The organism is Streptomyces sp. NPDC058307 (genome assembly GCF_042880295.1).
GTDB lineage: Bacteria > Actinomycetota > Actinomycetes > Streptomycetales > Streptomycetaceae > Streptomyces.
Genome location: NZ_JBHVYZ010000004.1, coordinates 50,890 through 61,887 on the forward strand (window position 1 = coordinate 50,890; position 10,998 = coordinate 61,887).

Sequence of the window (10,998 nt, forward strand, 5' to 3'; positions counted from 1 at the left end):
CCCCGGGTTCGCCACCAGGCCTCCGGCCAGGAAGAATCAGGGTCGCGTGCCGCCATGGCGGTGCGGTGGTGAGACGCTGCACGGGGTCGCGTACATATGTGGGTGGCGCGGCTTGTACGGGGAGGTGGCAGGCAGAGTGGTGGATCAGCTGACGCAGCACGATCCGCGCAGGATCGGGCCGTTCGAGGTGCTGGGACGGCTCGGTGCCGGCGGCATGGGGCTGGTCTATCTCGCGCGCTCGGCGTCGGGCCGGCGGGTGGCGATCAAGACGGTCCGTACGGAGCTCGCCGAGGACCAGCTCTTCCGCGTCCGCTTCACCCGCGAGGTGGAGGCGGCCCGGGCGGTCTCCGGGTTCTACACGGCGGCCGTGGTCGACGCCGACCCGCGCGCGGCCGTGCCGTGGCTGGCCACCGCGTACGTGCCCGCGCCCTCCCTCGAAGAGATAGTGAACGAGTGCGGACCGCTCCCGGCCCAGGCGGTGCGCTGGTTCGCGGCGGGCGTCGCCGAGGCCCTGCAGTCCATCCACGGCGCCGGGCTTGTCCACCGTGACCTCAAGCCCTCCAACGTCCTGGTGGTCGAGGACGGGCCCCGGGTGATCGACTTCGGTATCGCGTCCGGTGTCTCGAACACCCGTTTGACGATGACGAACGTCGCCGTCGGCACCCCCGCCTACATGTCCCCCGAGCAGGCGAAGGACTCCCGCAGCGTCACCGGCGCCAGCGACGTCTTCTCGCTCGGCTCCATGCTGGTCTTCGCCGCCACCGGACACCCGCCCTTCCACGGCGCCAACCCGGTCGAGACGGTCTTCATGCTGCTGCGCGAGGGCCCCGACCTCGAAGGACTCCCGGACGAACTGCGTCCGCTCATCGAGTCCTGTATGCAGATGGACGCCACCGCCCGCCCCAACCCGGCCGACCTCCAGGCCCAGCTGGCCCCCCACCTCTTCGGCTCCGGCTCCGACGACAGCGGTACGGCGTCGGCGTGGCTGCCCGAGAAGGCCGTCGCCATGATCGAGACCCGGCGCGGCGGCCGCACCCCGACCACGCAGACCGGCGGGGCCCGCAGCGGGGGCGGCCGGGGCGGGGCGGCCGTACCGCCACCGCCCGCCTACGATCCCGCGCCGCCCGTGCCCGTTCCGGCCGGCGCCCCCGACACCGGTCCGGTGCGCCTCGCCGGCGCCCAGGTGCCCATCGGGCCGGGACCGCGCGTCGCCGACGCCCGGGCCGCCGCCGTGAAGGCGCCCCCGCCGGAGGCAGGGCTGGTCGCCTCCTGGTCCCGGCCGCGTCCCGGTGTCAACGGCACCGACGCCGCCGTGGGCCCGGCCGTACCGGTGCCCCCGCCCGCCCCGCCGGAGAACGCGGCAGGCTGGCGGCCCTGGCGGTTCCGCATGTCGAACGACGTGTGGGGCACCCCGGCCGTCGCGGGCGACCTCGTCTACGTCACCTCCTTCGAGGTGCACGCCCTGGACGTCGGCACCGGCCGCCGCCGCTTCAAGACGCGGGACGTGGCCTGGTCGATGGCGGTCGCGGACGGCCGTATCCACGCCTCCGACGGTCCCACCCTGTTCGCCCTGGACGCCCGCGAGGGCGCCGACCAGTGGCGGCTCGGCACGGACGCCTGGGTGTACTCCCTCAAGGCCGAGCGCGGCACGGTCGTCACCGGCACGCGCGGCGGTGGCGTCCAGGCGTGGGAGGCGTCCAACGGGCACAAGCTCTGGGAGATCGCCGGCTGCCAGACCGACTTCGAGTCCCCCGAGGCCGGACCCGCGCTCCACGAGGGCACGGTCTACGTCTGGCAGGAGGGCCGCCTGCGCGCCCTGGACGCCCGCACCGGCGAGGAGCGCTGGTCGTTCCCCATCGGTGACGCTGCCTCCTGCGGCGGGGTGCCGGTCCGGGTGACCCAGGCCCACGACGGATACGTGTACATCTCGGCCGGGACGCGCGTCGTGGCCCTGGAGGTGGCGAGCGGCCGGGTCCGCTGGCACTTCGAGGCCCCTGCGGCCTTCCTGTGCCCGCCGGCCTTCGTGCCCGGGGCCGCGGTGACGGGCGGCGGGGTCTACCTCGCCGACTACCTGGGCACGGTCTACGCCCTCGACGCCACCGACGGCCGCGACCGCTGGCGCATCGCCACCGAGGCCCGGGCGTCGGTCGAGCCGGTGCTGGTGGCCGGCGGCCATGTCCACGTGGGCAGCGGCAAGGGCCTCTACACGCTGGACGCGGTCACCGGCACGCCGAAATGGCGGTTCCAGGCCGGCGGGGACATCGTGGGAGCGCCCGCGGTGGCCGAGGGCCGTATCCACTTCGGGTCCACGGACCATCTGCTCTACACCCTGAAGGCCGACGACGGCCGCCTGCGCTGGAAGCTCGCCACCGGCGGGGAGATCACGGGGTCGCCGGTGGTCAAGGACGGCGTGGTGTACGCCTGCAGCAAGGACCGGTGCGTGTACGCGCTGGACGCGGAGAAGGGGACGGGGACGGCCAGGGCCACCTGAGCGGGATGTCCGAGGCCCCCGTTAGAGTGATCGCATGCATTCACGGGGGCGTGTTCTCAGGTTTACGGCGGTCATGGCAGCGGTGGTGCTCGCGCTGACGGGGTTCTCCAGCGGGCACAAGAGCGGGCGGCACAAGAGCAGCCACAGGGACAGTGACAGCGGCGGTGGCTGCAGCAGCTCCCGCCAGAACCACGACAGCTATACGCCGCGCACCACCAGCAACGGCAACAGCAACAGCACCCGCAGCAGCTCGGCACTCAGGGACGGCACCGCGCTGCTGGTGAGCTGCGCGACGAAGGCGACCCCGCACGCGACGGTCGAGGTCACCAACCCGAACAGCCGCCAGGCCACCTTCGAGGTCGAGTTCGCCTTCGTGGACGCGGCCGGCAAGGCGCTGAGTTCGCAGGCCAAGCGGATCACGGTGTCCGCGAGGGGCACGGCGAACGTTCAGGTGAAGGCGGACCAGTCCGTCCTGGCCCGGCTCGACCACTGCCAGGTCGAGCCGGAAGCCGACCTGGTGCGCTAACGCAACCGGAATCCGGACCGCCGGGAACGGAACAGCTCCGCCTGCCGGTCCGGGGGCAGATTCCCGAGCGCGACGAGGTGCGCCGCCTGCGCGAAGCCCTGTGCCACGGCGGCCTCCTTCGCGGCCCAGAGCGCGCGGACCGTGCCCTGCACCCCGTCCGGCGGATACCCGGCGATGACTTCGGCGGCGGCGGTTGCGGCCGCCACCGCCCCGCCGGACTCGGTGAGTTCGGTGACGAGCCCGATGGCGTGGGCGCGCTCGGCGGAGAGCCGTTCCGCCGTTCCCATGAGCGCGAGCCGCGCGGCCTCTCCATGGGGCATGACCTGTGCCATGAGCACCGACTCGTAGGCGCTGACCATGCCGTAGGCGGTGTGCGGGTCGAAGAAGGTGGCCGCCCGGTCGGCGACGAGGAAGTCGCTCTCGCCCAGGAGGTAGAAGGCGCCCCCGCAGGCCATCCCGTTCACGGCGGCGATGACCGGCTTCCACAGGTCGTTGGACTTCGGGCCGACGTGCAGGAGCGGATCGTCCGCCATGTAGGGGGAGTTGGGCTGCGGCACCTCGGCGTCCCGGTCCAGGCCCGTGCAGAAGGCCCGCTCCCCGGCGCCGGTCAGGACCACGGCCCGAACGGAGTCGTCGAAGCGCAACTCCCGCCACGTGGTGACGAGTTCGTCCCGCATGTCCAGGTCGATGGCGTTCAGCCGGTGCGGCCGGTCGAGGGTGACCACGGCGACGCCGGTGTCCTTGTCGGCACTGACCCCGAGGCCCCTCACGCCGGCACCCACTGCGGCAACCCGTCCGAGAACACCACGTGCACCCGGGCACCGATCCGGATCCGGCCCGGATCAAGGGAGTTGAGCGGCGCCCCGGCCGCGCTGACCAGGTTCCCGACCAGCCGTATCCGCGGCGCCTCCTCCAGTTCGACCACGATCACGTTGTACGGCGCCTGCGCCGCGTAGTCGGGCAGGAGAGGCGGGTGCGGGACGACGTAGGACCAGATGCGGCCGCGCCCGGAGACCGGGCGCCACTCCTCGGCGAACGACTGGCAGTGCGGGCAGCAGGGCCGGGGCGGGAAGCGGAGTTCGCCGCAGTCGGCGCAGGCCTGGACGCGCAGTTCGCCCCGGGCCGCGTACTCCCAGAAGGGGGCGCCCGTGGCGTCCTTCACCGGTTCGAGCATGTCAGCTCCTGTTGGTCAGCAGCAGGGCGGAGGTGGGGACGCCCTCACCGGCGGTGACGAGGCAGGTCGCGGCGTCCGGCACCTGCGCGGTGCTGATCCCGCGCAACTGCCGTACGCCCTCGTCGATGAGGTTGAAGCCGTGCACATAGGCCTCGGACAGCCCCCCGCCGCCGGTGTTGATCGGCAGCCGTCCGCCGATCTCCAGGGCGCCGCCCTCCGTGAAGGCGCCGCCCTCGCCGCGACCGCAGAAGCCGTAACCCTCCAGGGAGAGCGGGACGAGGGAGGTGAACGCGTCGTAGATCTGGGCCACGTCGACGTCCTGCGGGGTGAAGTCGGCGTGTTTCCACAGGTGCCGGGCGGCGGTCCAGGCGGGCCCGGTCAGCGGGTCGTCGTTCCAGTAGTTGACCATGCCGTGGTGCTGGGCGGGCAGGCCCTGGGCGGCGGAGTGGACGTAGACGGGAGTGTTCGGGCAGTCCCGGGCGCGCTCCCTGCTGACCAGCACACACGCCAACGCCCCGTCCGTCTCCAGGCAGTTGTCGAAGAGGCACAGCGGCTCGCTGATCCAGCGGGAGGTCATGTACATCTCGCGGGTCAGGGGGCGGTCGTACATGATCGCGGCGGGGTTCTGGTTGGCACGGTTGCGGCAGGCGAGGGCGACGTTGAAGAGGTGGTCGCGGGTGGCGCCGTACTCGTGCAGGTAGCGGCGGGTGAGCATGGCGATCTCGTCGGCGGGCCGGAGCAGGCCGAAGGGTCGCGTCCACTGGGCCGGGGTGGGGAGCTGGACGGTGGTGTTGGTCCAGGGGCGGGGCCCCGAGCCGCGCTTGCGCGACCGCCAGGCGACACCGACGCTCGCCTGGCCGCTCGCTATGGCCGCCGCGAGATGGGCGACCGTCGCGCACGAACCGCCGCCGCCGTAGCCGACCTTGCTGAAGAAGGTGAGGTCACCGAGGCCGACGGCCTTCGCCAGCTCGACCTCGTCCGTCTCCTCCATGGTGTACGAGGCCAGGGCGTCGACCTCGCCGGGCGCGATCCCGGCGTCGTCGAGGGCGGCGAGCACGGCCCGGCAGGCCAGGGTCCGCTCGTCCTCGGCGAGGTGTTTGGCGAACGGGGTCCGTCCGATACCGACGATCGCCGTGGCGTCCTTGAGGGTCACGCTGCACGCACCTCCGCACACTGTGAGGCCTGCTGACAGCCCGTCAGGCTACAGCTAATCTGACGGGTAGTCAGCTAATGCGTTTCCGCTTTCGGGGAGGCCGATGTGGAGTGGCGGAGCATCCCGGAGCTGGTCCGCCGGGCGACGGAGCGGTATGCCGCCACGGAGGCGGTCGTAGAGGGCCGCAACCGGGTCACCTACGGCGAGTTGGGCGCCCGCGTGGAGCGGGCGGCGGCCGCGTGCATCGCGAACGACGTGCGGCCCGGCGACCGGGTGGCCGTCTGGGCCCCCAACTCCCTGGACTGGATGGTCGCGGCGCTGGGCGCGGTGTCGGCCGGGGCGGTCCTGGTGCCCCTCAACACCCGCTTCAAGGGCACCGAGGCGGCGGACGTGCTGCGCCGGAGCGGGACCCGGCTGCTGTTCGTCACCGGCACCTTCCTGGGCACCTCGTACGTGGCGTCCCTGCGCCGGGCGGTCGCACAGGGACCGGGACTGCCGGAGCTTGAGCAGGTGGTGGTGCTGTCGGACGACGCCCCCGCCGACTACCGCACCTGGAAGGACTTCCTGGCGAGCGGGGACGGGGTCGGTCGGGCCGAGGTACGGGCGAGGGCCTCGGACGTCCAGGGTTCCTGGCCCTCGGACATCGTCTTCACCTCCGGGACCACCGGCCGCCCCAAGGGCGCGGTGATCACCCACGAGCAGACCCTGCGGGCGTACGACGCCTGGTGCGAGCTGGCCGGGCTGCGGCACGGCGACCGCTATCTGATCGTCAACCCCTTCTTCCACACCTTCGGTTACAAGGCCGGGGTGATCGCCTGTCTGATGCGGGGCGCGACGATGATCCCGCAGCCGGTGTTCGACGTGGACACCGTGCTGGCGAACATCGCGGCGGAACGGGTCTCGGTGCTGCCGGGCCCGCCCACCCTCCACCAGTCGCTCCTCGACCACCCGGCGCGCGACGCCCACGACCTCTCCGCGCTGCGCCTGGTGGTGACGGGTGCGGCGGTGGTGCCGTTGCGTCTGGTCGAGCAACTCCAGGGCGAGCTGGGCGTGGAGACGGTCCTGACCGCGTACGGCCTCTCGGAGGCGAGCGGCATCGTGACGATGTGCCGGCGCGGCGACCCGCTGCCGGTGATCGCGGCCACGTCCGGACGGGCCATCCCGGGGACGGAGGTGCGGGTGGAGGCGCCGCCCGGGGAGCCCGGTGAGGTCCTGGTCCGCGGCTTCAACGTGATGCGCGGCTACTTCGAGGACGAGGCGGCCACCGCGGAGGCCGTGACCGAGGACGGCTGGCTGCGCACGGGGGATGTGGGAGTCCTGGACGCCTCCGGAAACCTGCGGATCACCGACCGGCTGAAGGACATGTTCATCGTCGGCGGCTTCAACGCCTACCCGGCGGAGATCGAACAACTCCTCGGCCTGCACCCGGCGGTGGCCGACGTGGCGGTCGTCGGCGTGCCCGACGCGCGGCTCGGCGAGGTCGGCAGGGCGTACGTGGTCCGCCGCCCGGGCTCGGTCCTCACCGCCGACGACCTGATCGCCTGGGCCCGCCGGGAGATGGCGAACTACAAGGTGCCGAGGTCGGTGGAGTTCGTGGCGGGGCTGCCGCGGAACGCGAGCGGGAAGGTGGTGAAGGGGCAGCTGCGGCGGCCCTGAAGCCTCCGCCCCCGGACACGCCTCGGCCGCGACGGCTCCCCCTCCGCGCCGCCGCGGCCGATCCCCGTTGCAGGAAAGGAGTCTCGTCAGACGGGCTCGTCCGTGGCGTGGATGTTGTCCGTGCCGGCCTCGGCCGTGCTGTCGTCCGTCTTGAGCTTGGCCGCCTGGAGCGGCTCGCTCGTGGCGTGGATGTTGTCCGTGCTCACAGACGTCTCGTCCTCGACGTCGGTGGCATGGATGTTGTCGGTGGTGTTCTGGTCGCTCATGGACTGCCTCCCCTGACAGTTCGGATACCTCGTTGATGGCCGGCCCGGCGACTCCCCCGAGGGCCGCCGGGCCGACTGTGCGACCGTTCACCGTAGTGCAACGGCCGAGGTCGTCCCGTCTGCCCCCCGACGCGACGCGACGACAAGACGAGAGTGCCGGGCCGCGATAAACGAACGATGAACGTCCGCTCGCGACGACCCGCTCCCGACGCCACCCGCCCCCACAGTCAGTCGAGACAGAACTCGTTGCCCTCGACGTCTCGCATCACGATGCACGACTCGTCGTACTCGTCGGCGAGCAGCACGCGCCCACGAGTCGCCCCGAGCGCGACCAGCCGCGCACACTCGGCCTCCAGCGCGGCGAGCCGCTCCTCACCCACGAGTCCGGTGCCGACGCGTACGTCGAGATGCACCCGGTTCTTGACGACCTTGCCCTCGGGGACGCGCTGGAAGTACAACCGCGGGCCCAGGCCCGAGGGGTCCTGGCAGACGAACCCCGCGCCCTGCCGCTCGGGCGGCAGTGAGCGCTCGTAGTCGGCCCAATCGGCGAAGCCCTCGGGTGGCGGCGGTATGACGTACCCGAGCACCTCGCACCAGAAGCGGGCCACACGCTCGGGTTCGGCGCAGTCGAACGTGACCTGGATCTTCCTGATCGTTGGCATCGGCGCACCCTAACAAGGGGTGCCGACCCGCCCTATGCCAGTGCCAGCGGGGAGAGCAGGGCTCGGACCGTGTCCGCCTCCGGTGCGTCGAGAGCCTCGAACAGCTCCAGTGCCTCCCGCCAGCAGACCTGCGCCCGCCCCGGCTGGCCGATCCCACTGAGCCCCTGACCGAGAACCACGAGGACACCCGCCCGGCGCCAGTCGCCGCCGATGCCGCGCAGCACGGTGAGGGCCGTCTCGGCGTTCGACGCGGCCTGCGCCGGGCGCAGGGCGGCGAGGTCGGCCTCCGCCAGCCGGAACAGGGACATGCCCTCCCACAGACGCTGACGGCTGTCCTGGAACACCGTCAGGGCCTCCTGGAGGCGGGCGGTCGCCTCGGGCAGGCTGCCGTGCTGAGTGAGCGCGAGGCCCAGCGCGTAGCGGGCGTTGGCCCCCTTGAGGGCGTGGCCCATCGCGTCGTACATCTCCATGCCCTGCTGGGCCAGGGAGACCGCGCTCTCGGTCCGGCCGCCCGCCAGGTGGATGCGCGAGAGGTTGCACAGGGCGCTCGCCTCGCCGGACGGGTCGTCGCAGGCACGGAAGCCCTCGATGGCCCGGGTGAGATGGGCCTCCCCGTCGTCGTTGCGGTTCTGGTAGACCGCGAGCACGCCGAGGATGTTGGTCGCCCAGCTGCCGGCCAGCGGGTCCCCGGCAGCGACGGTCAGTTCGTGGGCGCGGGCGGCCTCCTCGCCCGCGAGGTCGAAACGTCCCGTGAGGCTGTGGGCGTAGGCCAGTGTGATCAGGGCCCGGGCCTCCGCCGTCGGGTCACCGGCCTCGCGCGACGCCTCCCGGAGGGCGGAGGCGACCCCTTCGTACGCCTTGGAGTTGGTGCCGGACTCCGCGAGGTCCACGGCGGCCCACAGGAGATCCACCGCCCGCGGCAGGAACCCGGAGCCCGCCGACTGGCGCACGCAGGCGAGCAGCGACACCGCCTCCGAGTACAGCCAGTCCTGCGCCGCGTGCCGGTCGGCGAAGACCAGCCCCGGGTACTCCGGTGTGGCCAGGTGGTCGACCAGCCTGTCGCCGGGCCGTTCGATGAGGTACACGCCGGCGACAGTGGCCAGGTAGAAGTCGAGGAGCCGCGACAGCGCCGCCTCCCTCTCGCTGGGCGGCCACTCGTCGCGTTCCGCGCACGAACGCGCGTAGAGCCGTACGAGATCGTGGAACCGGTAGCGGCCGGGCGCCGCCGATTCCAGCAGCGAGGTGTCGACGAGGGACTCCAGGAGGTCCTCGGTGTCCTCGACGGGCAGGTCCAGTACGGCGGCGGCCGCGGCCAGCGAGATGTCCGGGCCGTCGGCGAGGCCCAGCAGCCGGAAGGCGCGGGCCTGGGCGGGCTCCAGCTGGCCGTAGCCGAGTTCGAAGGTGGCTTTCACCGCGAGGTCACCGGCCTGCAGCTCGTCCAGCCGCCGCCGCTCGTCCGCGAGCTTCGCCGCGAGGACGGAGACCGTCCAGGTGCGGCGGGCCGCGAGGCGGGAGGCGGCGATGCGGATGGCGAGCGGGAGGAAGCCGCAGGCGGCGACCACGTCGAGGGCGGCCTTGCGCTCGGAGGCGATCCGTTCCTCGCCGACGATCTTCGTGAACAGCTGGAGTGCCTCCTCGGGGGACATGACGTCCAGGTCGACGAGGTGGGCTCCGGCGAGGTCGACCATCCGCACCCGGGAGGTCACCAGGGCCGCGCAGCCTCCCGTGCCCGGCAGCAGGGGACGTATCTGGGCCGCGTCGCGCGCGTTGTCGAGCAGGACGAGGACCCGGCGGCCGTCCAGCACCGAGCGGTACAGGGCGGCCCGTTCCTCCAGGGAGTCGGGGATCGAGGAGTCGGCGGTGCCGAGGGCCCTGAGGAAGGCGCCGAGGACCGTCTCCGGGTCGGCGGCCCGGGCGCCGGCGCCCTGGAGGTCGACGTAGAGCTGCCCGTCGGGGAAGGCGGCACGGGACTGGTGGGCCACGTGCACGGCCAGCGTGGTCTTGCCGACGCCGCCGATGCCGGCCAGTGCGGAGACCGCCATCACACGGCCCTCGGAGCCGGAGGCGAGCACCTCGCTCAGTTCGCTGACGAAGGAGGCGCGACCGGTGAAGTCCGGGACGGTGGCCGGGAGTTGTGCGGGACGGACGGGGGCGGCGACCGGCTCGGGCTGCGGGGAGGAGGGTTCCGCGAGGCCGGGGTCGGCCCGCAGGATGCGCTGCTGGAGCTCGCGCAGGCCGGGGCGGGGGTCGACGCCGAGTTCGTCGGCGAGCAGACGGCGGGTGTCGGCGTAGACCGCGAGGGCCTCGGCCTGCCGGCCGCTGCGGTACAGGGCCAGCATGAGCAGCTCGCGCAGGCGTTCACGCAGGGGGTGCTCGGCGGTGAGGGCGGTGAGCTCGGAGACCGCCTCCGCGTGGCAGCCCTGCTCCAGGTCCATGTCGAGGCGGGATTCGAGGAGTTGCAGCCGCCACTCCTCCAGCCGCACGCGCTGCGCCTCGGCGTAGGGCCCGGGCACGCCCGCGAGCACCTCGCCGTCCCACAGCCCCAGCGCCCGGGTCAGGGTCTCCCGCGCGTGGCACAGGTCCCCGGCGCTCCTGGCCTTCTCCGCCCGGGTGGCGAGTTCCTGGGCGGCGGCGAGGTCCAGCGCGTCCTCGCCGAGCCCGCGGATCGCGTACCCGCCGGACTCGCTGACCAGGATCCCGGGGTCGAGGATCTTGCGGAGCCGGGAGGCGTACGTGCGCACGGCGGCCAGTGCCTGGTCCGGCGGCTCCTCGCCCCACAGGGCGGAGATCAGCTCGGCGGCGGTGGCGGTACGGCCCTCACGCAGCAACAGGGCGGCGAGCAGGGCACGTTGCTGGGGCGACCCGGTGTTCAGCAGTTCCTCACCGCGCCATGCCCGCACCGGCCCGAGCACGGAGAAGCGCAGGGGCGGGGGCGTGGGCGCCGGCGTGGGGTTCGTGTGCTGCCCGTCTCTGGTCATGGAGTTCGCGTGTTGCCGGGCTGCGGTCGTGGGGTTCGTGTGTTGCCCGGCACCGGATGCGGAGCCCGTGTGCTGCCCGGCTCCCGCCACCG

General features: G+C 72.9%; 9 protein-coding genes. 3 read left to right on the plus strand and 6 right to left on the minus strand.

Annotated features, from left to right (window positions below; genetic code table 11):
* Nucleotides 1–136 precede the first annotated feature (136 nt).
* Both ACFVYN_RS04565 and ACFVYN_RS04570 read left to right on the plus strand, forming a co-directional pair.
* Nucleotides 137–2,491 (plus strand): PQQ-binding-like beta-propeller repeat protein, encoded by a 2,355-nt coding sequence (locus ACFVYN_RS04565; protein ID WP_389992404.1) that lies wholly within the window; start codon nucleotides 137–139, stop codon nucleotides 2,489–2,491.
* A gap of 73 nt (nucleotides 2,492–2,564) precedes the next feature.
* Entirely contained in the window at nucleotides 2,565–3,017 is a 453-nt protein-coding gene (locus ACFVYN_RS04570; RefSeq protein WP_389992407.1) for a hypothetical protein, read from the plus strand.
* Here the strand turns inward: ACFVYN_RS04570 and ACFVYN_RS04575 are convergent.
* From ACFVYN_RS04575 to ACFVYN_RS04585, 3 genes are read right to left on the minus strand one after another with little or no spacing between them, the layout of a single operon-like run.
* On the minus strand, nucleotides 3,014–3,799 hold the full coding sequence (locus ACFVYN_RS04575; RefSeq protein WP_389992409.1) for an enoyl-CoA hydratase/isomerase family protein: 786 nt from the start codon (nucleotides 3,797–3,799) through the stop codon (nucleotides 3,014–3,016). The genes ACFVYN_RS04570 and ACFVYN_RS04575 overlap by 4 nt on opposite strands.
* Complete coding sequence (locus ACFVYN_RS04580) at nucleotides 3,784–4,191, minus strand: Zn-ribbon domain-containing OB-fold protein (RefSeq protein ID WP_389992412.1); 408 nt, start codon at nucleotides 4,189–4,191, stop codon at nucleotides 3,784–3,786. Before ACFVYN_RS04580 ends, ACFVYN_RS04575 begins: the two co-directional genes overlap by 16 nt.
* Before the next feature lies 1 nt (nucleotide 4,192).
* A complete protein-coding gene (locus ACFVYN_RS04585; RefSeq protein WP_389992414.1) occupies nucleotides 4,193–5,344 on the minus strand; it encodes a lipid-transfer protein in 1,152 nt (383 codons plus the stop codon).
* A gap of 105 nt (nucleotides 5,345–5,449) precedes the next feature.
* Between ACFVYN_RS04585 and ACFVYN_RS04590 the strand changes: the two genes are divergently transcribed.
* Nucleotides 5,450–7,000 carry a FadD3 family acyl-CoA ligase gene (locus tag ACFVYN_RS04590; protein WP_389992417.1) on the plus strand — a complete coding sequence of 517 codons (1,551 nt, stop codon included), beginning with the start codon at nucleotides 5,450–5,452 and terminating at the stop codon, nucleotides 6,998–7,000.
* Nucleotides 7,001–7,086: 86 nt separating this feature from the next.
* On the opposite strand, the gene ACFVYN_RS04595 is transcribed toward ACFVYN_RS04590, so the two are convergent.
* The 3 genes from ACFVYN_RS04595 to ACFVYN_RS04605 all read right to left on the minus strand — a co-directional run bounded on the left by ACFVYN_RS04595 (nucleotide 7,087) and on the right by ACFVYN_RS04605 (nucleotide 10,906).
* A complete protein-coding gene (locus ACFVYN_RS04595; RefSeq protein WP_389992419.1) occupies nucleotides 7,087–7,266 on the minus strand; it encodes a hypothetical protein in 180 nt (59 codons plus the stop codon).
* 227 nt (nucleotides 7,267–7,493) lie between these two features.
* The gene (locus ACFVYN_RS04600; protein WP_389992421.1) at nucleotides 7,494–7,928 is read right to left on the minus strand and encodes a VOC family protein; all 435 of its coding nucleotides are present in this window, start codon (nucleotides 7,926–7,928) and stop codon (nucleotides 7,494–7,496) included.
* A gap of 32 nt (nucleotides 7,929–7,960) precedes the next feature.
* On the minus strand, nucleotides 7,961–10,906 hold the full coding sequence (locus ACFVYN_RS04605) for a BTAD domain-containing putative transcriptional regulator (RefSeq protein ID WP_389992424.1): 2,946 nt from the start codon (nucleotides 10,904–10,906) through the stop codon (nucleotides 7,961–7,963).
* Nucleotides 10,907–10,998: the final 92 nt, after the last annotated feature.

Coding starts and splice junctions, on each gene's coding strand:
- ACFVYN_RS04570 (WP_389992407.1), top strand. CDS start 2,565: ATGGCAGCGGTGGTGCTCGCGCTGACGGGGTTCTCCAGCGGGCACAAG.
- ACFVYN_RS04580 (WP_389992412.1), bottom strand. CDS start 4,191: ATGCTCGAACCGGTGAAGGACGCCACGGGCGCCCCCTTCTGGGAGTAC.
- ACFVYN_RS04595 (WP_389992419.1), bottom strand. CDS start 7,266: ATGAGCGACCAGAACACCACCGACAACATCCATGCCACCGACGTCGAG.
- ACFVYN_RS04600 (WP_389992421.1), bottom strand. CDS start 7,928: ATGCCAACGATCAGGAAGATCCAGGTCACGTTCGACTGCGCCGAACCC.
- ACFVYN_RS04605 (WP_389992424.1), bottom strand. CDS start 10,906: ATGACCAGAGACGGGCAGCACACGAACCCCACGCCGGCGCCCACGCCC.